We start from the raw sequence: 20,704 nt of genomic DNA on the forward strand, positions 1-20,704 counted from the left end.
CTGATATGAAAAGCCGAGCCTTAGTTGCTCGGCTTTTTTGTATCTGTATCAACGCATTTAAAGTAAGAAATGCGTACACTGACGTTATCTTTGTTTATGGGACGTGTTATGTCTGTTTGGTTTTTCGCTGCCATCACTCTGATGGGATTGTTTATCGTACTCTTATCACTGAGTGCATCAAAAGTTAAACCTGCTCAATGGTTTGGCTTTTGCCTGTTAGTACTTGTCGTGACGAGTGCCAGTTTCTTATTGCTGCATCAAACTCCGCCTAAACCAATACAAGCGGAAATGTCACGAATGATGACTGCTCGTGACATCATGAAAGAGATTCAAGACCAGTTGCGTGAAGATCCGAACAACGCTGAATTGTGGTTCCAACTCGGGCAGGGCTACCTGCTAGAGGGGGAATTTGATGGCGCGCTGATTTGTTTTGATTACGCGATCCAGCTGACTGAGCCAGTCAGTGCCACGCAACTTGCCGCAAAAGCGACGACCTTGTACTACATTCACCAGCAATCAATGACGCAAGAAGTTAGCTTGCTTTTGGAGCAAGCTTTGCAGATAGAACCGCACAATGAAGCCGCTTTGTCTTTGATCGCAAATGATCATTTTCTGTCATTCCGATTTCAGGAAGCGATTGATGCCTGGGTACTATTATTAGATTCTAATGATCCAAATTTAGATAGGGTGAAAATCATTAACTCTATTAACAAAGCAAAAGAGCTGTTGTAAGCGTACAATTTAACAAGCAATAGAGGGAAAGGTGGGCAACGAATGAAAAATAAAGCACTAAGCATATTGGTTTTGCTGTGCGGCTCTGTGCTGGCGGGTTGTAGCTCTTCCGATCATTCTGGCTCTTCCTCTACGGTTTATTATTCATCGGGTTACTACGACCCGTGGTGGTACGATCATGACGACTACTGGATTTATTACTATCCGGGCTGTTGCGATAACGACGATGAATACAAAGAGAAACTGGAAGAGTGGTGGAATGGTTTAGATGAAGACCAACAGCAATCCATCAAAGACAAAGTCGAAGATTGGAAAGACGACGATATGTCCGCCAATATCGATAACATGAAACGCCAGCTTGATGATCATTGGCAATCATTGCCTGACGAGCAAAAGCAAGAGATTCGAACCCAATGGGAGAATCGTCCGGAGCATATTGAACCAGCGACTTTACAAGGCAAGGCGGTGAAAGAAAAGGTTCAACAAAGAAAAGCATTACCGGAAACGAAGATCCAGCGTCCAGTTGCTCGTCCAAATGTGCAGATACCTAAAGCACGTCCAAATATTCAACCTAGACCTAGGCTTCCTCGTCGCTAGTACATTCGATTTTTGTCTCTCGATAGAATCAGGATGAAGAGATAAAGATAATAAAGAAAGAAAAGGGGCGTTCAGTACGCCCCTTGTTGTATCTATAAGTTAACCGTTGCCAGTTAGACTAATACGTGGCTTCGCGTTCAGCTGCTGCTTTATCCCACTCTGGCGCTACTGTTTCTAGGAAGTGTTTCTTGTCTGCGTTCATCTTATCCATATCCATGCCTAGTGCTTGTTGCGCTTTCGCTTTGGTCGAGATATCTGGAATTTGAACAGGGTCAGTAATGCCTTTGGTTGCCAGTAAACGAACCAATTTGGTACGGGCGTCAGCAGCGCGGTCAACTGCAGTACCTAGTACTTCAAGTGCTACCTCAGGAGCATGCATGTGAACACCGTGAGAAGCAATCGCGTAGTCCCAACGCCATTGTGCATGGCGAATATCTTGTAGGATAGGTTCCATCTCTGCTTCTGTTGCACCTGCTTTCCACGCTGCGCCTGCTTCAAAGTGTGCCGCTACGATTTGCTTCTCGGCGGTTAGCTTCATGTTCAGTACTTGCGCTTTGCGAGTCGAGACGATGCCTTGTAGCTGCTCTTTAGTTTGGGTATGGCATTGCGCACAGGTGTCTTCAAAACGATCAAATGGGTTACCCACTTTGTGGTCTGTGTACACCGTACCGTCTTCTTTGGTCACTTTAGGCATGTGGCAGTCCACACACACCACTTTGTTTTTACCATGAATACCCGCTCTCCAAGTTTCGAAACCTGGATGTTGCGCTTTTAGCATCGGCGCTTTAGATACGGCATGCGTCCAATCTTTGAAATTCAACGCGTCGTAGTATTTCTCCATGTCATTAACGGTGGTGCCCATATCCCATGGGAATTTAACTGCTTTAGTTGGGCCGGTGAAGTAGTATTCAACGTGACATTGAGCGCAGACCGATGCTTGCTTATCTAGGCGAGATTGTTCATCAAAGTTTTTACCAATAGTATCAAAAGCACGCTCGACGTATGGGCGAGTCAGTGCCAGCGCGTGTTCGCCTTTCTTGAAGGCTTCAGAGCCCGTGTTGTGGCAATCGGAACAACCGATAGGGTTGACGATTTCTGAGCCTAAGCGTGCCCATTTACCTTCGAAATAACCGTCTTCACCCCGTTCATCAATCACGCGAGCAACGTCTGGGCTTTTACAGCTCCAGCACGCCATCGGCATAGGCCCGGACTTCTCGTCGGTTGGTGCGCCAGTACGTAAGGTTTGGCGAACATCATCAAGTGCGTAAAAGTGACCGCGCGCTTTGTTGTAGTCTTTCGCGAAGCCATAACCTGCCCACAGGATAACCATGTTTGGGTCTTCACTTAGAGCATCTTCAATGTGCTCACTTTCGGATGTTGCTTTCCAAGAATGGTATTGATCAGGGTGGTTCTGTTCAAAGACATCGTTACGAGGATCGATAAAATCCTTCTCTTCTGCCGCTAACGGAGCGTCAACCAAAAATAATTGGCTGGCGAATAAGGTCGCAACCGCAATAGGTGCGCTCATCCAGTGTTTTATGCTCACAGTGTTATCTCCATATTCGTTTTTATTAGCAGCGTTGTGAGGAGCTATTCCAAATAAGAACTGGAGATCTACGATTAATAATATTGCTTAATTGGATAGATGAAATAGTGAGTGAATCTTGTCTTGTTTTAGATCAATTTACACCAGTGATCTCAGTCATGTTTGAATTTATATACCTCTAAAGTGGTAGTTGCTAAGTCATTGTTCTGCAATGCTTTGGGTTTTTAACCTTTTTAAAAATAGGGTGATTTAGTTCGCTTTTTGAGCAGGCGTTTCTACCCCTTATGAATAATAGAGGTATTATAAATATAGGTTTAGCGTTGTGGCTTTCCGAAATAAGAATTGATGTCATTTGAAGATCTAAAAAATATCTTCAGAGGAAATTAATTGTCGCTCAAATAAATAATTGAGAATAGTTATCAATTATTATCGAGCTAAGGAAAGAACAATATGGGCAATATAAAATTGACCATAGAGACAATGCTGAAACTTCTCTTCGTCTTTGCCATCTATGGTTTCTCCATCGCCGCCCATGCGACTTCTTCAGAGCCAATTGATGGAGCTCAATCTGAGCGTCATCAAGTCGAGTTAATCCGTGACAGAGACTATAAATGTCTGCAATGTCACAAGGATGCCAAAGAGACTCTGAACCTTTCGCATGATCCTCAAGCGTTACTCAGTCAGGGTAAACAGCTTAATTGCACCAACTGCCATAGTAATATCGGTCCTGACCATCGAGAAGGCGCGCCTGATGTAATCAAGTTTTCAGCGGCTCAATCGAAAGCGGTGCACGACAAAGTGTTCTTAGACCCAAGCTTGATCCTCAAAGCGAACAGCCAATGTGTGGATTGCCACGCACCGACACAGCTGAGAGAAAGCCACTGGACGCACGATGTGCACGCCAAAAACCTCACTTGTTCAAATTGCCACGATGTACACGCAGCGAAAACCAAAGCGTTGTCGTACGACAGAAAACAACTGATCAAGCAGTGTGTGGATTGTCACTCTGAATTTGCCGTCGAACCTGAACTTGCCAAAGAAGAGGAGAGATAGCATGAAATGTTCGAGAAGAAACTTTTTAGCCGGCAGCGGCGCGTTGATTTTAACTACAGGCGTTGCAGGCACTTCCGTTGTTAGCTCCTCTCTCTATGCCAGCAACAGTGAACAAGCGAAACGCATGGGTATGGTTCATGATGAAAATGCCTGTATTGGCTGTACCGCTTGTACCGATGCTTGTCGCGAAGTAAATAAAGTCCCTGAAGGCGTAACGCGACTTAAAATTCATCGCAGTGAACCGATTGGCGAATTTCCAGATGTGGAATACCAGTTTACTCGCGAATCCTGTCAGCACTGTGATAACCCACCATGTGTGTACGTTTGTCCAACAGGCGCTGCATACAAAGATGAAGCGACCGGCATCGTGGATGTGCACAAAGAGAAATGTGTCGGATGTGGTTATTGCCTTGCCGCTTGCCCTTACCAAGTGCGCTTCTTTAATCCAGTCGATCACTCTGCGGATAAATGTAACTTCTGCCGTGATACCAACCTAGCGCAAGGTAAGCAGCCAGCTTGCGTGGAATCTTGCCCAACAAAAGCACTCATCTTTGGTGATTTGAATGACCCAACTAGCGAGGTGAGCAAAGCTATCGAAAGCCATGTTGTCTATCGCGATAAATCGCATTTAGGTACGCAACCTAAACTGTACAAAATTCCGCATAGCAAAGGGGAGGTGTCATCATGAACGGCTTCGAAAGTGCATTCCACTTTGACTCGTTAGTCTGGGATTGGATCATCGCGATTTACTTATTCCTTGCTGGGATGTCAGCAGGTGCGGTGATGATTTCTATCTATTTAAAACGCAAAGTGATTGAAGGTGATCCCGCAAACAACGGCATCATGAAAGCGATGGCTTGGCTTGCGCCATTTGGCATCATTGCTGGGTTGGTAATTTTGATTTTCCATTTAACCAAGCCTTTAGAGTTTTGGAAGATCATGATCTACTACAACCCAACGTCTGTGATGTCGATGGGCGTGATCTTGTTCCAAGTGTACATGCTGGTGCTGTTTGTTTGGATTGGCGTTATCTTCCGCCATCAAATCATCAGCTTCTGTGAAGGGAAGTTACCAAGCAAACTGCTGGATTTTGCCGATGGCATTTTGATTAAGGCGGGGAAAGCCAACAACGCCATTGAATTGTTCTTGGGCTTCTTAGCCATCGTGCTTGCAGCGTACACTGGCTTTCTATTGTCTGCATTGAAGACTTACCCAATGCTAAACAATCCAGTACTGCCAATCTTGTTCCTGTTCTCTAGTTTGTCCTCGGGTGCAGCGGCATGCTTGATGTTCGGCATCTTGGTGTTTAAAGAGTCGACTAGCAGCCCAAGTGTGTCTTGGGTGCACGGATTTGAACGCCCTGTAGTGTTGTTTGAGTTGTTTGTCTTAGTGACATTCTTTACTGGACTGATCTTCAGCGGTGGTCAGAACGAAGTCGCGGCTTGGAATGCTATTTCGAGTGGATTCTGGGCTCAATGGTTCTGGGTTGGCGTAGTGTTCATCGGCATGATTACGCCTTTGACTCTCAATTGGTTAACGCCTTCAGAAGTGCGCCACAAAGGCAGTTACGTTTTTGTGGTCACGACGTTGAGCTTGGTTGGCGTACTTATGCTACGTACTTTCATTCTCTATGCCGGTCAAATGACCATAGTGTAAGGGGGAAAAATGGAGGCTGAGCTAGGGTTCTTCTTACTGATATTGGTGGCTGTAACATCGACTTGTGCATCGTTGCTGCATTGGCTACGTCGTGCTATGGGTAAGAAGGCGACATTGCCGCATCAAGTCGCGATGTCCCACATCATTAGCTTAGCTTCCATCATTTGTTTAGCACTTCTGATCGTCTGCTTCGTGCAAGACAACTTCGCGTTGGAATATGTTGTTACGCATTCCAACAGTCAACTTCCCGTGGCGTTCAAAATTGCTGCCGCTTGGGGTGGGCACCAAGGCTCCATGTTGTTTTGGGTCGTCACCTTGAGTTTATGGGCGTCGTTTATTGCATTTAAGTCACCGCTCAACGCCCAATATACTTGTGACTGTTTAGGAATCATGAACGTTCTTATTGCGACATTTGCTTGGTTCACGTTAATGACCTCTAACCCGTTCGAGTATGCCCAAGTATTGGCGTCGGAAGGACGAGATCTAAACCCAATGTTGCAAGATGTTGGGCTTATCATTCATCCACCATTGCTTTATCTCGGTTATGTCGGTTACGCAGCAATATTAGCTTTTGCATTAGCAGCGCTATTGGGTAAACAACCGATGAGCGATTGGTATGTGGTTGCTCGAAGCGCAGCGTTTTTTGCATGGGGAACGCTCACGTTGGGTATCTTGGTGGGATCATGGTGGGCGTACAATGAGCTAGGGTGGGGCGGCTGGTGGTTTTGGGACCCTGTGGAGAACGCTTCTCTACTCCCTTGGCTTACTGGTACTGCTTTGTTGCACAGCGGTGTTGTCGCAACACGTAACAGAGGCGCAATTTGGAGCACCTATGCACTGGCGTTTGCTACGTTCAGCCTAAGCATTTTAGGGACATTCGTGGTGCGCTCTGGCGTGCTGACTTCAGTGCATGCTTTTGCGGTGGACCCAACTAAGGGTTTAGTGCTGCTTGGTGTATTGAGCTTGCTTATCATCATCACTTTTGGCGTATTGATTTTGCGAGGAGAACAACTCCCTCGCTTCAAACTTCAATCTCTAGCGAGCCGAGCTTACACTGCTTACATCGCCAAAGGGCTGCTGGTTATTGCGACTGCTATCGTTTTTCTTGGCACTTTTTATCCGATGGTTTATCAACTGCTCGGTTTAGGGAACATTTCAGTTGGCGCACCTTATTTTAATAGTCTGATCTTCCCATTAAGCATACTGGCTCTGATTTCCTTAGCTTTCACGCCGCTGCTGAAATGGACAAAAGGCACAGTGCCGAGTGTAAGCGCTGATATTGCGATCAGTATTGCGTTATCTCTTGTCTCTGGGATCGGGTTTATCTTCTTAGTGCACGCACTGCATTTCGAAGTATTGCTAACCATAACGTTGGCTACTTGGGTGATTGCGGCGCATCTCGTTATGCTGTTTCGTTGTTCCAATAAGCGCAAACTCATGCCAATCGTGATGGCACATATCGGTTTTGCGCTGGCGGTGAGTGGAGCTGTATTCAACAGTCACTACTCATATGAACACAATTTACGTGTCGAACCCGGCAGTTCTCAACAAAGGGCGGGGATCACTATCGATTATCATGGTATCGAATGGCTGGTGGGGCCAAACTACACCGCTGAACAAGGACAGATCACCTTGCACTTGGAAGATGGCCGCATGCTCAATTTCAACCCGCAAAAGCGTCATTACCCTGTGCGAGTGATGAATATGACCGAGCCTGCGATTCGTTCACTATGGCATGGCGATTATTACGTGACATTGGGTGACAAAGTCGACACTCATGCTTATGCGATTAAAGTTCAGTACCGCGCAGGCATTTGGTGGATATGGTCTGGCGGGCTATTAGCTGTGTTTGGTGCGCTATTAACAGGCCTAAAGAAAAGGAGAGAGGCTATCAATGCGATCGAGAAATACGCTTAAACTCGCAGGTCTCGTTGTGGCTGTTGCCGTGTTTGCTGTAGTTACTGCGGTGGCCTTGTCTGAGCGACCACATGTCGAATTGTCCCCACAACGAAATTTAGAGACACCTAATTTTCGCTCTACTTCTCTGATCTCTGATGACATAGTTTCTGAGCAATTGTTCAAAAGCGACGGATATAAATTATTGAATGTTTGGGCATCTTGGTGCGGGGTATGCAAGCGAGAGCATGAAGAGTTATTGCAGTTAGCAGAACTCGGTGTGCCTATTATTGGGCTGAATTATAGAGATCAAAAACAAGCTGCCCGTGAATATTTGAGCTCTAAACGAAACCCATATATTGAAGTAATTAGTGACCCTAATGGAAAGCTCGCTGTGGAGCTAGGTGTTATAGGAACGCCGGAAACTTACTTGATTGATCAAAATGGTCGTATATTGATCAAATATCGTGGAGAGCTAACGGCAGATAAATGGAACGATATATTTTCAGGATACTTGAATGTTTCGATTTAATAATCTTCTCCTCACTTTAATCCTATTTATACTATTTTCTCCTTTCACGAGAAGTGCGGATTTAGAACAGAATGTTGATCTGTTTGATTTTCATTCTGTTGAAGTGCAACAGCGTGCAACCTCGCTAGCCAAGACATTACGCTGCCCGCAGTGTCAAAACCAAAACCTTGTCGAGTCTAATGCACAAGCGGCTAAAGACCTGAGGTTGAAAGTGTATACGATGGCCAATGAAGGCAGCTCAGATCAAGAAATAAAGGACTATCTAGTTGCTCGTTATGGGAATATTGTTCTGTACCAACCACCATTAAATTATTCCACGGCGCTGTTGTGGATCTTTCCTGTGCTATTTTTGATCTTTTTTGTCTTATATTCGATCCGAATGGTGAAGCGTAATTAATGTGACCGTTATTCCACTATTAAAAATAAATTGTGCACTTAACAAGCAGAATGTTATCATTTTTCCGAATTTATGAAGTTTCCAGTATAAAGAAAATAAAAATTTTGAGCTGGATAAGTAATAAAAGAACGAAATAGGTGCACGCAGTGGATTCAGTTATATTACAACTTAAAAAAGACTTCTATTCGCAGATTCGTGCATTGCAATCACCGAACCTGCCTCAAGTTACTTCAACGCTCGCCGTGTTGACCGACGAGGAAATCCAAGAACTCGAAGCAGTTTGGATTGAACTCGCCGTTTGGAAGCGCAGTCAGACCCATTAAAAGATAGACCAAACGACCTTCTTGAAACCCCAGACAAAATTTGTCTGGGGTTTTTTATTGTAGTTTTTTTAAATTGTTATAATATAACAATTGTTCAGTTGGAGAGTGTTTCTCTTTTGCTGTCTTGAGTGGATAACTGCCCTCAATTGTGATCTCTATATTGCAAAATGCGGTATCAGTCCCCATAGTTGAAGAGCAACGAGTAAATCCCATGAATGCAATAACGAAAACGCATCAAGCGCATCAAGCAATAAATCGAGTGAGTATAGATATGGCGGAAGTACGTGCCAGAGTAGATTTTAAAGTCGGGGCAAAAAGTAACATTGATGCCGAAATTCTGTCTTTCCATGGTCTGAAGACAGACAAAGAGCATGTTGCTATTATCTTTAAACAAGCGGACCAAACTCAGGACATGCCTTTAGTTCGTATGCACTCTGAGTGTTTGACAGGCGATGTGTTCCACTCTTCACGCTGTGACTGTGGTGAGCAACTAGAAGAGACGATCAATCGCATGGGCGAGTCCGGTGGTATCATCTTGTATCTCCGTCAGGAAGGTCGTGGTATTGGCTTGTACAATAAGATCGATGCATACCGCTTACAAAGCCAGGGCATGAACACGTACGAAGCTAACAACCATTTGGGCTTTGATGATGACCTGCGTGATTTCACAGAAGCAGCACAAATGCTAGAAGCTTTAGGCGTGAATAAGATCCGCCTCGTGACGAACAACCCTAAGAAAATCCGTGAGTTATCTGAGTACGGAATTGAAATTGGCGAGGTTGTCAATACCTCTGCACATATCAAAGATGGCAACGAAAATTATCTGAAGGCAAAAGTCTCTCACGGAAAACATGACCTAAAGGTTTAATCCTAAAGATAAAACTGACAATAAAGTCTGTGAAAAACCTCATTTTTATGAGGTTTTTTTGTATCTGGAGTTGCAAATAAATTGTAAATTTGTATTATCTCGAGACTAAAGTGCAAATAAGAATAATTAGCACTACCAATACGATAATTGAAAAGCTCAACAAGGATGCTTCAGATGAATGCAAAAAAAGTTTTAGTCCAATCTATTGCTGCATCACTCCTCATTGCCAGTGGTTCTACCGTTGCTGCCACAGTAACTAAACAACAAGTAGTCGAACATTACGCGGACGTTGCCCATGCTGTATTTGCTGATTCAGTAACAACAGCGAAAGCGCTTGATGTGAAAATCGACGAATTTCTACAATCACCATCAGCGAAAAAGCTTGAAGAAGTAAAACAAGCTTGGCTAGATTCTCGCGTGCCTTACCAACAGTCTGAAGTTTTCCGTTTTGGTAACGCGATTGTTGATGATTGGGAAGGTCAGCTGAACGCATGGCCACTTGATGAAGGTTTGATTGACTACGTAGCGGCTGATTACCAATACGAATTGGGTAACGAGGGCGCTGCTGCCAACATCATCGCGAACACAAGTCTGCAGATTGGTGCTTCTAAACTGGACGTTTCAAAAATCACTCCAGAATTGCTAGCGGATCTAAACGAAGTAGGCGGTTCTGAGGCAAACGTTGCATCAGGTTACCACGCGATTGAATTCTTGCTTTGGGGTCAAGACCTAAACGGCACTAACGCGGGTGCAGGTCAACGTGCTTACACTGATTTCGTCGTTGGCTCTGAGTGTACGAATGGTCATTGTGATCGTCGTGGTGAGTACCTAAAAGCGGCCGCTGATCTACTGGTTCAAGACCTAGAGTGGATGGAAAAGCAGTGGTCTGCAGAAGTGAAAGGCAACTACCGTGAAGAGCTATTGAACGAATCTGCTGACAATGGTCTTCGTAAGATGCTATTCGGCATGGGTTCTCTTTCTCTAGGTGAGCTAGCGGGTGAGCGCATGAAGGTGGCACTAGAGGCAAACTCGACTGAAGACGAACACGATTGTTTCTCAGACAACACGCACAACTCTCACTACTACAATGAGCAAGGCATCTACAACGTTTACACAGGTACATACAAAGGTGTAAACGGCAAAGAGCTATCTGGTCCAAGTATCGCTGACCTTGTTGCTCAAAAAGACAAGAAAGCCGCGACCGAAATTCAAAAGCAGTTTGATACAACACGTAGCCAAGTTGGTGAGCTAGTGACTTCTGCAGAGAAGAACAACCAGCACTTTGACCAACTTATTGCAGCGGGTAACGCACAAGGCAACGCGCTAGTAAACGACACCATCATGTCGTTGGTAGCACAAACCGGTGCGATTGAGCGTGCGGCAAGCATTGTCGGCATCGACAGCCTAAGCCCTGATACTGCTGACCACGAGTTTTAATAAGAAAACCATAATAAATAAGGGCTCTTTGTGAGCCCTTTTGACGTTTGAGCTCGTTGTTATCACCCTTGTTGTCTATGTAGAGCAATGATATGAAGCCATACCTAATTTCTGCGCTAGCCGCGATCCTTTCTTCTTCTGCCATGGCTTATGATGTTAAGTCTGGTGGCAAAACCAGTGTTAAAAAAGACGGCGCGAATGCCTATTCTCTTCCTGCTGCTAACTTGCCAATGAGCAAACGCCTCGACTTTAGCGTAGGTAACAGCTTTTTCCGTAACCCTTGGGTACAAGCGCCAGCGTCAACGGACGCTCGTGATGGCCTAGGCCCGCTTTTTAACACCAATGGTTGTCAGAATTGTCACATCAAAGACGGTCGTGGTCATCCGCCAGAGAAAGATGATTTACATGCCGTGTCTATGTTAGTGCGCTTAAGCATTCCTGCGATGACGCCAGAACAAAAGAAAGCTTACATCAAAGATGGCGGCATACCTGAGCCGACTTATGGTGGCCAGCTTCAAGATTTCGCTCTGCAAGATCAAACGCCAGAAGGCAAAATCGAAATCACTTACACCGATGTCCCAGTGAAATTTAAAGACGGTACGACGGTGACGCTAAGAAAACCTCATTTGAACATTACCGATCTGGGTTACGGCGATATGCACCCTGATACCGAGTTCTCAGCACGCGTGGCACCGCCAATGATCGGCCTTGGTTTGTTAGAGAGTATTCCCGACGAAACGCTACTTGCTTGGGCTGATGAACAAGATGCCGACAAAGACGGTATCTCAGGCAAAGTCAATAAGGTGTGGGATATTGAGAAGGACGACTTCTCGATTGGTCGTTTTGGCTGGAAAGCAGGACAACCGACGCTAATGCAGCAAAATGCAGCAGCATTTAATGGTGATGTGGGTCTTACGAGCCATTTATTCCCAAATGAAAACTGTACCTCGAAACAAAGCATTTGTGACGACATGCCAAATGGCGGCAAACCAGAGGTGAGTGAAAATATTCTCGACTTCGTAGAGTTTTACAGCCAACACTTAGCCGTACCTATTCGCCGTAACGTCAATGATCCTAACGTGAAACTTGGTCAGCAAATCTTTGCTGCGTCTGGCTGTGAAAGCTGCCACAAGACCAGTGTTAAAACGGCGAAACGACCAGAGTTACCAGCGCTTTCTGAGCAGCTTATCCACCCATACACAGACATGCTTTTGCATGACATGGGTAAAGGCTTAGCCGATAACCGTCCGGAATACTTAGCAAACGGCCGTGAATGGCGAACGGCACCGCTATGGGGCATTGGTTATACCGAAGAAGTAAACGGACACACTTACTTTCTACATGATGGCCGCGCTCGTAACCTGATGGAAGCGGTGTTGTGGCACGGCGGCGAAGCTGAAACGGCGAAACAAAATGTTTTAGCTCTGAACAAAAAAGAACGTGATGCTCTCATTGCGTTTCTGAACTCTCTATAAGGAAGCAACCATGAAAAAAACACTGTTAGTGAGTGCGATTGCCGCAACGTTAAGTTTGGTTGGTTGCCAATCGACCATCGGTTCGAGCTCAGCCAAGCCTGAGAGTACAAGTCATATTTCTCAAAGCGTGTACGAGGTTGAGTTTCAATCAGCTCAGACGTTTTTAGCGCAAACCACAGAACTTGAACAGCGCTTCGCGGATTACTGCGCATCAGAGTCGAAAGATGATGCACAAGTAAAACAGCAATGGCATCAAACGATGCTTGCGTGGATGGCATTACAAGGTCAAGAACGTGGCCCTGCTACGGCGTTGGAGCAAAGCTGGAATGTTCAGTTTTGGCCAGATAAAAAGAATACCACTGGTCGTAAAATGTCTGTACTGACGAAATCTGATCAAGCTTGGAGTGCAGAAGATATCTCCACCCAAAGTGTCACCGTGCAAGGTTTAGGTGCATTGGAATGGCTGCTTTACGATAAAGCGTCGACCTTATCTAGCAACGGCAATACTTGTGTGACAGGCGTAGCGATTGCAGAAAACCTCGATAACAAAGCGCAGATCATCGCGGATTCTTGGGCAGAGAACCCTTGGAAATCGCTAGAGATGACGGAATGGGAGTCTGAGTACATTTCACTGCTCTCGAATCAGCTTGAATACAGCATGAAGAAGTTGAGCCGACCGCTAGCGAAGATTGGTAAGCCTCGCCCGTATTTCTCAGAATCGTGGCGTTCAGAGACCTCGCTTTCAAACTTAAAAGCCAACCTTCAAGGGATGGAAGCGTTGTACTTTGCTAACGGGAATGGTCTAGATGCGCTACTTAGAGAGCAAGGCCATGCAGATCTCGCAGACCGTGTCGTTCATCAGTTTGAAATGGCGTTAGAAACTTGGCCAGAAGATAAGAGCTTGTTTGCTGCACTACAAACAAAAGAAGGCTATCGCATGGTGCTCGCTCAATACAATAAGCTAGAGCAATTGAAGTACCTGATTCACGAAGAAGTGGCGATCGAGCTTGGCGTAGTTATAGGATTTAATGCAACCGATGGTGACTGATCAAACCCGCCGAATCTTGCTGAAAGCCGCTCTATTCGGGGCGGCTACACCTATGATGCCATTTGGTTGTTCTTCAACAAGCTCACGTGAGCCTGCGTTGATCGGCTGCTCTATCATTGGCCGAGACAAATTCGCAGCGGTGGTGGCGGATGAGCATGGTATGCCGCTATCTTCATTGCCGATTCCTGAACGTGGTCATGGTGTAGCAACGAACCAACAAGGCCACGCCGTAGTCTTTGGTCGACGACCTGGTACTTTCTTCATGGTATTTGATTTTCGCTCAGGGCAGATGATCAAACTGCAACTAGCAAAGTCAAATCGTCATTTCTATGGGCATGGCGTTTACTCCCATGACGGCACATTCCTATTTGCCACAGAAGGTGAGAGGGGGACAAGCCGTGGGATCATTGGTGTTTATGATGTACAGAAGCAATATCAAAAGGTCGATGAGTTAACGAGTTTTGGTCTTGGTCCTCATGAAGTGATCATGATGCCTGATGGTGTATTGGCGATTGGCGTCGGTGGCGTACACACTAACGGTCGTGAACCTCTCAATCTTGATAGCATGAAACCCAGCCTGAGTTACCTTTCACAGAAGGGTGAGCTACTGGATCAAGTGTCTTTACCGGATCATAAGTTGAGTATTCGCCACTTAGCCCATGATGGTGCGGAAACCGTGCTTTGTGGTCAGCAATATCGTGGTGAGCCGGACGAGTATCCAGCCTTGATCGCCATGCACACGCGTGGTGGTGAAATGCAAGATCTTCAAGCTGAGCCTGAAGAGTGGGCGCGTTTCAATCACTACGTTGCGAGTATTGCAGCAACCGATGAATGGATCTTAGCCACTTCGCCTCCGGGCAGTTGTTATGGTATATGGTCTAAATCTACGGGCAAATTGGTAGAGCTAAGTGCGTTACCAGACGCCTCTGGTGTTGTGGTCTATGGCGATGAGTTCCGAGTCAGCTCTGGGGCGGGAAAAGTGGTAGAGCAAAGACCAGAGGAGTCAAAAAGTACCTTCGCAAGCGGAGTGCAATGGGACAACCATTGGTCGAGAATTATCTAGAAAGATCATTGAGTAATTACTTATAGAGAGTTTTGTTGTCGTTTTCGGCATCAGATTCTTAATTTTAAACCTGCAAGCTGTGAGATATTTGCCATACTTTTTATTATGGCAAGTAGCGCAAGGATCATTTCAGTGTTTGCTAGGGTTTTAATCATGACGGCACTTCTGGTGCCGTTTTGCAGCTTTTCCACCGTCGTTTCTCTCGAAGCTTCAGCGCAAGTCGAGCAAGAGGGAGCGGTACAAAAGCTGTCTGTAGAAAAAATGATCCATTATCCAGAGGTGATTGATCAACTGTATCAAAGCACCAATTACCGTTTGAACTGGGAAAATGAAAGTGATATTGAGCAGTTTCTTTTTCAAGTAAACCTGGTTGCACTTGCGGATGTCACCGATGAATTCGAAAATCAACTTCACCGGATAAACCAAGTAAGGTGGCAGGGAGATAATCTCGACTTCGATTTAGTGATGACAGATTCACTCTTGATGTACCTTAGTTATCTTGAGCAACTCCCCGAAGAAGGGATTAATTGGCTATTTACAGACAAAGCCCATGTTACGTTACCCGCTCCTAGCATCGATACTTTATCGGTTCTGAGTAATGAGATTACGGTTGGCAAACTTGGTCAGTTTTTGGCAAGTCTCCGGTCTCCATTACAAACAGATGATGCTTTCTACTCCGCCTATTCTTCGCTATCGGAACATTCTCAGTACCAATATCCTGCCTATCAACAAACTGGGCTAGCACGTGTTGGCGATATATTAGAAAACAGACCCCTATTGATTGAGCGAATGGAGATCGTAGGCGTAGATGTTTCTTACTTGGATTTAGTCACTGAAGAATATGACGAACAATTAGAGCTTGCGATAAAAGAGTTCCAGCGTATTCATGGTTTGAAAGAAGATGGCGTTATCGGCCCGAATACCATTCGATGGATCAACTTTTCTCCTCAAGAGCGATTGCATCTGCTGGCGTTGAATTCTGAGCGTTCAAGAATTTGGTCGAAAGAAAGGGATAATGTTGTCTTTGTTAACGTGCCTGGATACGAAGTCACGTATTGGCATGACGGTCAACCCTTGTTTGAGTCTAAAGTTGTGGTAGGGAGAGCATCAAGAAAAACACCCATCATGTCGGTGGCATTGGATTCAGTTATTCTCAACCCAACTTGGAACGTGCCTTGGACTATCATGGTTAAAGACATTATTCCTAAAGTAAAACGTAATCCGATGTATTTGATTAACCAGAACATTCAAATCATTCGGTCTTGGACTTCGAACGAAATTATTGACCCTACAACCATCAATTGGGCAACGGTGAATCCGAGAACATTTCCTTATCGTATGCGACAGGCGTCGGGCTTACAAAATGCACTGGGATTGTACAAGTTCAATATGCCTAACCCACAAGCTATTTATTTGCATGACACGCCAAGTAAGAACTTGTTTGAACAGGACAGACGCGCATTCAGCTCAGGATGTGTTCGTGTAGAACATGCAGACCAGTTAGCAGAACTTCTGTTCAAAACTCAGGGGCTGGAAGAACGTTTAGCGAAAAAGCGAGAAAGTTCTCGTCGGTCTAACACGTCAGTTCCTTTGGGAGAGCGCATTCAAGTACACATCATTTATCAAACAGCATGGTTGGAAGAGGGAACGCTTTACTACCGTGATGATATCTATAAGTACGATCACCGCAGTTGAAATCTTTAAGGAAAATTTACAAAACGAAGAATTCTCTTTTCGTTCAATAATTAATCAATAATTACTGCATCTGAAAATCAAGATGGAGCATTTTATGCATTTGACGTGACAAATGTGTTTGGTTAATGTCCACGACTTGTCTAGTTGTTGAGCACTGTATTTTGAAATGGTAAGTCGTAACTTTTCCCGCCGAGATTTCCTTAAAATGACCGCTGGTGGTGTGGTGTTGGCGTCTGCCCTGCCATCATTTTCTTGGGCTTCACTCCCTGACGAGCCACGTGCGCTGGCGATGAACAACCTTAATACTGGAGAGATCCTCGAAACATGCTATTTCGATGGAAAACGATACATTAATGATGAACTGCAAAGGCTGAATGAGTTTTGTCGAGACCATCGACGAAATGAGGTTCATCCCATGGATAGACGCTTGTTCGATCAAATAAGTCAAATTCAAAAGTTAATTGGTACAGAAGCAGAGGTGATCGTCATTTCAGGTTACCGTTCTCCTGCCACTAATGCCTCGCTGCGCAACGGGTCTTCTCGTGTAGCGAAAAAGAGCATGCACATGGAAGGAAAGGCCATTGATTTCCGTTTAGACGGTGTGAAGCTTTCAACAGTTCGTGATGCTGCCTTAAGCCTAAAAGCCGGTGGCGTGGGTTATTATCCAGGCAGTAACTTTGTTCATATCGATACGGGTGCTGTTCGTTCCTGGTAGTGCCAGTTGAGACAAGGTTTCTAGTCTCAGAACGTCGTCGATTACCCACAGTTCAAAGCTTGAAGTCGATAGGCCTTAGTGTCATAGTTGCGGCAGTTTTCACGCAAATTTATTCGGTATAGGTTATCTATGGCTCTGAAATACCAAGTTGTTCCAGTAACATCTTTCTCTCAAAACTGTTCTATTGTCTGGTGTGACGAAACCATGAAAGGCATTGTGGTTGACCCAGGCGGCGATGAAAAGCAGCTCGCTATGCTTATCAAAGAGCTGGGTGTTGACGTGGTAAACCTAGTGCTAACACACGGTCACTTGGACCACGTAGGTGGCACGGAACCGCTGTCTGCACTGCTTGGCGGTACAGAGATTGTTGGTCCTCACAAGGCAGATAACTTCTGGTTGCAAGGTTTGGAAGGTCAGAGCCAAATGTTTGGTTTCCCGCTGACAGAAGCGTTTGAACCGCACCAATGGCTAAATGAGGGTGACACTGTCACTTTCGGTAATCAAGTGCTGAACGTATTCCACACACCTGGTCATACACCTGGTCACGTTGTGCTTTACAGTGAAGAAGCGCGTTTAGCGTTTGTGGGTGACGTTTTGTTTAACGGTAGCATTGGTCGAACTGACTTCCCACAAGGCGATTTCAATACGTTGATTAGCTCTATCAAAGAGAAATTGTGGCCTTTAGGCAATGATGTCACGTTTGTCCCTGGTCACGGCCCTCAATCGACTTTCGGTCACGAGCGTAAAACTAACCCGTTCGTTGCTGACGAGATGCCGCTTTACTAAAAGTGCGTGTAATAAGCATTATTCTGGCTCGGCGGCAGCTAAGTATCGCCGAGTCAGTCCCACAAAATCCTCAGCTTCACGATCTAGATCACTTGCTGATATAAATAGATCGTAGCCATAAAAGCCTCTCTGATACTTCATCCGGTTGGCGAGCATCGCTAACAAACCTTTGTACTCAATCCCATCTCTGTTTATATACGGTTTAGGGTCAAGCACCATATCCTCAAACTTATCTTCACACTGATTTTGTTTCGCGCCTAAGTAAAGCAGTGCTCGCTGGCTGAGGAGAATTTCTGTCGCTATACGAGGGCAGATTGAATTTAAGTAGGGTGAGTAGTGTTTTAGACGAATACCGATCCAAGGTAGCGGTTGGTGCCACCCTTCCTGTTGGTAGCTACAAATACCGATTGACTCAATATTTCGCCATCGGACGACCCAACCTCCTTTAAAAAGGTGTTGCTGAAAGTGAGAAGCTGTCAGCGTAAAAGTGACTTGGCTTTTCTTAATCATCAAGATGGCGAAACCAACGATTGCAGACATCAAAATGACCGACAGCATGGCTTGCTTCCATCCCGGAGAAATGGCAACCAAAAACAAAGTGATGAGTGCAACGAGCAACAAAAGTATTCTGTTGATAGGGGAGTCGGGTTTGAAATGTGAATTTGTTAGGTGCAGCGTTTCCATGCTTATAACCTCATCGAATACTTGTCCAAAAATAAGTGGGTAGCTTTATGTGCATTGATTTGCATTTAAAATAAAACAAACCTCTGTTTTTATACCCAGTATTCAATAAATCCGTTCATAAAATATCTGATTAAATAGTAGACGTTCTATGCTTTGAGCGCATTTTTCATCGCGTTTCGCCGCTAAAACCTACAAATTGCTTGTGAATTTTGGTATAAAACGCGCTTCAAATTTTCATCCCTGCTGAGATGCAGTGAACTGGAGAAATATTCAATGAGACTTGCTCATAAGCGTAAAGTGCAGATGAAACTGCAAAAACGCATTAAAGCGACAGTAGCAAACTTAGCTGCAGCACCTAAAGCAGTGAAGCCTGTTGCGGAAAAAGCAGTAGCACCTTCTGTTGCTGAAAAAGCTGTTGCGGAGAAAGTAGTAGCTGATAAAAAAGTAGCTGCAGTGAAAACAGTTGATGTTGCCCTTACTCCTAAGCAACAACAAGTATTAGACATCGTTATGGCGAATGCTGAAGGTATTAACCCTAAAGGCATCGGTCTAGCTGCAGGTCAAGAAGATACTAAAGCGGCATCATGGGCTACTGGCGCACTAAAGAAGCTTCTTGAAGAAAACCTAGTTCAAAAAGAGCAGTTAGCAGGTAACAAAGTTATCTACAAAGCAGTTTAATTACCGCTACCGTTCTGGATTGAATACCTCGGCCGATGCCGAGGTATTTTTTTATCTTGGTATTGGAAATAATGCATTAAGTACTGACTTTAACACTACCAATAAGTGGTTTGTCACATTTTCTTAAATACTATGTAAATTTTTTGGCAGAAAAATACGTACGTATTGTCTTTTATTTTTATTCATAGATAAAAATATAATTTATTGATTTTGCTATTAACAGTCTTTTGTCATGACGATTGTCCTACGTACTTGTACGTAATACCTTAGGCTAATGCCTTATTGATGAATTACTCGCTTCCGTGTTCATGCCCATTTCGCATTAGACAACATTGTTACATCTTTTATACCGAATACAGCCAATCCTAATGAAATGGATGACAACAATAACCTTGGTGATAAAGGACGTGAACGATGAGTCTAATCCAAAAATCTTTAAAACGAGTGCTCAAAACAACCGCTGTCGCTGCCGCGATGGCACTCGCAGCGACTTCTGTAAACGCTGCTGAAAAAGTCTATCGTTTAAAGCTTGCTGAAACTTGGGGGCCTAATTTCCCAATTTTTGGTGATACCACAAAAAACATGGCCAAAATGGCGGAAGAGATGTCCAACGGACGTTTGCAAATCCGCATTGATTCCGCAAACAAGCATAAAGCGCCTTTTGGGGTGTTTGATATGGTTAAGTCGGGTCAGTATGACATGGGTCACTCAGCGTCTTATTACTGGAAGGGTAAGGTTCCAAACACACTTTACTTCACTTCTATGCCCTTCGGTATGTTGCCAACTGAGCAGTATGCATGGTTTTACTACGGCGGTGGTATGGAGCTGATGGAAAAAGTGTACTCTCCACATAACTTGATGTCTTTCCCTGGCGGTAATACCGATACTCAGATGGGCGGGTGGTTCCAAAAAGAGATCAAGTCCGTCGAGGACTTACAGGGTTTGAAAATGCGTATCCCAGGGTTTGCTGGTGAGATTTTGGCTGAGTTAGGTGCCAAGCCAACGAATATCGCCCCTGGTGAGCTATATACTTCTCTAGAGCGTCGCACGATTGATGCCTTGGAATGGGTTGGTCCATCGCTGGATCTACGTATGGGCTTCCACAAAATCGCGCCTTACTACTACACAGGTTGGCATGAGCCAGCGACTGAGCTTCAGTTCCTCGTTAACAAGCGTACCTGGAATCGTTTACCTGATGATCTAAAAGCGATTTTGCAAGTAGCCATGAAAACGGCCGCTTACGATATGTACACGCAATCGAAACACGAAAGCGGCAAAAACTGGGCATCTATTAAGTCTGAATACCCAAATGTTGAAGTAAAAGATTTCCCACCTGAAGTAGTAGCTGCGTTGCGAGAAGCAAACGATCGTTTGTTGAAAGAACATGCAGAAAAAGATGCTTTGGCGAAAGAGATTCAAGAGTCGCAAGCGAACTATATGAATCAAGTTCGACCATGGTCAGATATTTCGCACCGAGCGTACTTAAACAGTCAAGCTCAACAATAACGTTATGAAGCAGGCGA

The 20,704-nt window shown here is 44.9% G+C and carries 21 protein-coding genes; 19 read left to right on the forward strand and 2 right to left on the reverse strand.

Annotated elements, in window-relative coordinates; genetic code table 11:
- Positions 1-108 precede the first annotated feature (108 nt).
- Positions 109-732, forward strand: a complete 624-nt coding sequence (locus MTF70_RS21475; protein WP_042522844.1) for a tetratricopeptide repeat protein — start codon at positions 109-111, stop codon at positions 730-732.
- Between the two features lie 42 nt (positions 733-774).
- Complete coding sequence (locus MTF70_RS21480; protein ID WP_005376825.1) at positions 775-1,329, forward strand: hypothetical protein; 555 nt, start codon at positions 775-777, stop codon at positions 1,327-1,329.
- Positions 1,330-1,447: 118 nt separating this feature from the next.
- On the opposite strand, the gene nrfA is transcribed toward MTF70_RS21480, so the two are convergent.
- Positions 1,448-2,875, reverse strand: coding sequence for an ammonia-forming nitrite reductase cytochrome c552 subunit (gene nrfA / locus MTF70_RS21485; protein WP_205461181.1), 1,428 nt, complete (start codon positions 2,873-2,875; stop codon positions 1,448-1,450).
- 450 nt (positions 2,876-3,325) lie between these two features.
- Between nrfA and nrfB the strand changes: the two genes are divergently transcribed.
- The 15 genes from nrfB (at position 3,326) to MTF70_RS21560 (ending at position 17,819) form a co-directional block, all read left to right on the forward strand.
- Positions 3,326-3,928 carry a cytochrome c nitrite reductase pentaheme subunit gene (gene nrfB / locus MTF70_RS21490; protein WP_054866141.1) on the forward strand — a complete coding sequence of 201 codons (603 nt, stop codon included), beginning with the start codon at positions 3,326-3,328 and terminating at the stop codon, positions 3,926-3,928.
- 1 nt (position 3,929) lies between these two features.
- Positions 3,930-4,616 (forward strand): cytochrome c nitrite reductase Fe-S protein, encoded by a 687-nt coding sequence (gene nrfC / locus MTF70_RS21495; protein ID WP_017636123.1) that lies wholly within the window; start codon positions 3,930-3,932, stop codon positions 4,614-4,616.
- Positions 4,613-5,584 carry a cytochrome c nitrite reductase subunit NrfD gene (nrfD, locus tag MTF70_RS21500; protein ID WP_005443386.1) on the forward strand — a complete coding sequence of 324 codons (972 nt, stop codon included), beginning with the start codon at positions 4,613-4,615 and terminating at the stop codon, positions 5,582-5,584. The genes nrfC and nrfD overlap by 4 nt, the downstream gene beginning before the upstream one ends.
- Before the next feature lie 9 nt (positions 5,585-5,593).
- A complete protein-coding gene (gene nrfE / locus MTF70_RS21505; RefSeq protein WP_104975450.1) occupies positions 5,594-7,501 on the forward strand; it encodes a heme lyase NrfEFG subunit NrfE in 1,908 nt (635 codons plus the stop codon).
- Positions 7,479-8,012, forward strand: a complete 534-nt coding sequence (locus MTF70_RS21510) for a DsbE family thiol:disulfide interchange protein (protein ID WP_054577026.1) — start codon at positions 7,479-7,481, stop codon at positions 8,010-8,012. Before nrfE ends, MTF70_RS21510 begins: the two co-directional genes overlap by 23 nt.
- Positions 7,999-8,409, forward strand: coding sequence for a heme lyase NrfEFG subunit NrfF (gene nrfF / locus MTF70_RS21515; protein ID WP_085569796.1), 411 nt, complete (start codon positions 7,999-8,001; stop codon positions 8,407-8,409). The genes MTF70_RS21510 and nrfF overlap by 14 nt, the downstream gene beginning before the upstream one ends.
- Before the next feature lie 146 nt (positions 8,410-8,555).
- Positions 8,556-8,732, forward strand: a complete 177-nt coding sequence (locus MTF70_RS21520) for a hypothetical protein (protein ID WP_020480909.1) — start codon at positions 8,556-8,558, stop codon at positions 8,730-8,732.
- Between the two features lie 211 nt (positions 8,733-8,943).
- The gene (gene ribA / locus MTF70_RS21525) at positions 8,944-9,600 is read left to right on the forward strand and encodes a GTP cyclohydrolase II (RefSeq protein ID WP_005376846.1); all 657 of its coding nucleotides are present in this window, start codon (positions 8,944-8,946) and stop codon (positions 9,598-9,600) included.
- Between the two features lie 174 nt (positions 9,601-9,774).
- Positions 9,775-11,037, forward strand: a complete 1,263-nt coding sequence (locus MTF70_RS21530) for an imelysin family protein (protein WP_053304295.1) — start codon at positions 9,775-9,777, stop codon at positions 11,035-11,037.
- A 92-nt stretch (positions 11,038-11,129) separates the two neighbouring features.
- Positions 11,130-12,512 carry a di-heme oxidoredictase family protein gene (locus MTF70_RS21535; protein ID WP_005376848.1) on the forward strand — a complete coding sequence of 461 codons (1,383 nt, stop codon included), beginning with the start codon at positions 11,130-11,132 and terminating at the stop codon, positions 12,510-12,512.
- A 10-nt stretch (positions 12,513-12,522) separates the two neighbouring features.
- On the forward strand, positions 12,523-13,560 hold the full coding sequence (locus MTF70_RS21540) for an imelysin family protein (RefSeq protein ID WP_054866138.1): 1,038 nt from the start codon (positions 12,523-12,525) through the stop codon (positions 13,558-13,560).
- Positions 13,541-14,623: a DUF1513 domain-containing protein gene (locus MTF70_RS21545; RefSeq protein ID WP_205461182.1), complete on the forward strand. Its 1,083-nt coding sequence runs from the start codon at positions 13,541-13,543 to the stop codon at positions 14,621-14,623. Before MTF70_RS21540 ends, MTF70_RS21545 begins: the two co-directional genes overlap by 20 nt.
- A gap of 153 nt (positions 14,624-14,776) precedes the next feature.
- Positions 14,777-16,318: a L,D-transpeptidase family protein gene (locus MTF70_RS21550; RefSeq protein WP_205461183.1), complete on the forward strand. Its 1,542-nt coding sequence runs from the start codon at positions 14,777-14,779 to the stop codon at positions 16,316-16,318.
- A gap of 166 nt (positions 16,319-16,484) precedes the next feature.
- Complete coding sequence (locus MTF70_RS21555; RefSeq protein ID WP_031778936.1) at positions 16,485-17,033, forward strand: DUF882 domain-containing protein; 549 nt, start codon at positions 16,485-16,487, stop codon at positions 17,031-17,033.
- A gap of 129 nt (positions 17,034-17,162) precedes the next feature.
- Positions 17,163-17,819, forward strand: a complete 657-nt coding sequence (locus tag MTF70_RS21560) for an MBL fold metallo-hydrolase (protein WP_005376855.1) — start codon at positions 17,163-17,165, stop codon at positions 17,817-17,819.
- Positions 17,820-17,837: 18 nt separating this feature from the next.
- Here MTF70_RS21560 and MTF70_RS21565 read toward each other — a convergent pair whose 3' ends face one another.
- Complete coding sequence (locus MTF70_RS21565; RefSeq protein ID WP_005376857.1) at positions 17,838-18,503, reverse strand: DUF2982 domain-containing protein; 666 nt, start codon at positions 18,501-18,503, stop codon at positions 17,838-17,840.
- A 273-nt stretch (positions 18,504-18,776) separates the two neighbouring features.
- Between MTF70_RS21565 and MTF70_RS21570 the strand changes: the two genes are divergently transcribed.
- Together MTF70_RS21570 and MTF70_RS21575 are read left to right on the forward strand one after the other, a co-directional pair.
- Positions 18,777-19,181: a hypothetical protein gene (locus MTF70_RS21570; protein WP_005376863.1), complete on the forward strand. Its 405-nt coding sequence runs from the start codon at positions 18,777-18,779 to the stop codon at positions 19,179-19,181.
- 414 nt (positions 19,182-19,595) lie between these two features.
- Positions 19,596-20,687 (forward strand): TRAP transporter substrate-binding protein, encoded by a 1,092-nt coding sequence (locus tag MTF70_RS21575; RefSeq protein ID WP_017636112.1) that lies wholly within the window; start codon positions 19,596-19,598, stop codon positions 20,685-20,687.
- Positions 20,688-20,704 lie beyond the last annotated feature (17 nt).

Source organism: Vibrio sp. 2CM40D (assembly GCF_023161825.1).
GTDB classification, from domain to species: Bacteria; Pseudomonadota; Gammaproteobacteria; order Enterobacterales; family Vibrionaceae; genus Vibrio; species Vibrio alginolyticus.

Excerpts from the sequence above, each read along its gene's own strand:
- MTF70_RS21475 (WP_042522844.1), top strand. The coding sequence starts at position 109 with ATGTCTGTTTGGTTTTTCGCTGCCATCACTCTGATGGGATTGTTTATC.
- MTF70_RS21480 (WP_005376825.1), top strand. The coding sequence starts at position 775 with ATGAAAAATAAAGCACTAAGCATATTGGTTTTGCTGTGCGGCTCTGTG.
- nrfB (WP_054866141.1), top strand. The coding sequence starts at position 3,326 with ATGGGCAATATAAAATTGACCATAGAGACAATGCTGAAACTTCTCTTC.
- nrfC (WP_017636123.1), top strand. The coding sequence starts at position 3,930 with ATGAAATGTTCGAGAAGAAACTTTTTAGCCGGCAGCGGCGCGTTGATT.
- nrfD (WP_005443386.1), top strand. The coding sequence starts at position 4,613 with ATGAACGGCTTCGAAAGTGCATTCCACTTTGACTCGTTAGTCTGGGAT.
- nrfE (WP_104975450.1), top strand. The coding sequence starts at position 5,594 with ATGGAGGCTGAGCTAGGGTTCTTCTTACTGATATTGGTGGCTGTAACA.
- MTF70_RS21510 (WP_054577026.1), top strand. The coding sequence starts at position 7,479 with ATGCGATCGAGAAATACGCTTAAACTCGCAGGTCTCGTTGTGGCTGTT.
- nrfF (WP_085569796.1), top strand. The coding sequence starts at position 7,999 with ATGTTTCGATTTAATAATCTTCTCCTCACTTTAATCCTATTTATACTA.
- ribA (WP_005376846.1), top strand. The coding sequence starts at position 8,944 with ATGAATGCAATAACGAAAACGCATCAAGCGCATCAAGCAATAAATCGA.
- MTF70_RS21530 (WP_053304295.1), top strand. The coding sequence starts at position 9,775 with ATGAATGCAAAAAAAGTTTTAGTCCAATCTATTGCTGCATCACTCCTC.
- MTF70_RS21535 (WP_005376848.1), top strand. The coding sequence starts at position 11,130 with ATGAAGCCATACCTAATTTCTGCGCTAGCCGCGATCCTTTCTTCTTCT.
- MTF70_RS21540 (WP_054866138.1), top strand. The coding sequence starts at position 12,523 with ATGAAAAAAACACTGTTAGTGAGTGCGATTGCCGCAACGTTAAGTTTG.
- MTF70_RS21545 (WP_205461182.1), top strand. The coding sequence starts at position 13,541 with ATGCAACCGATGGTGACTGATCAAACCCGCCGAATCTTGCTGAAAGCC.
- MTF70_RS21550 (WP_205461183.1), top strand. The coding sequence starts at position 14,777 with ATGACGGCACTTCTGGTGCCGTTTTGCAGCTTTTCCACCGTCGTTTCT.
- MTF70_RS21555 (WP_031778936.1), top strand. The coding sequence starts at position 16,485 with ATGGTAAGTCGTAACTTTTCCCGCCGAGATTTCCTTAAAATGACCGCT.
- MTF70_RS21560 (WP_005376855.1), top strand. The coding sequence starts at position 17,163 with ATGGCTCTGAAATACCAAGTTGTTCCAGTAACATCTTTCTCTCAAAAC.
- MTF70_RS21565 (WP_005376857.1), bottom strand. The coding sequence starts at position 18,503 with ATGGAAACGCTGCACCTAACAAATTCACATTTCAAACCCGACTCCCCT.
- MTF70_RS21570 (WP_005376863.1), top strand. The coding sequence starts at position 18,777 with ATGAGACTTGCTCATAAGCGTAAAGTGCAGATGAAACTGCAAAAACGC.
- MTF70_RS21575 (WP_017636112.1), top strand. The coding sequence starts at position 19,596 with ATGAGTCTAATCCAAAAATCTTTAAAACGAGTGCTCAAAACAACCGCT.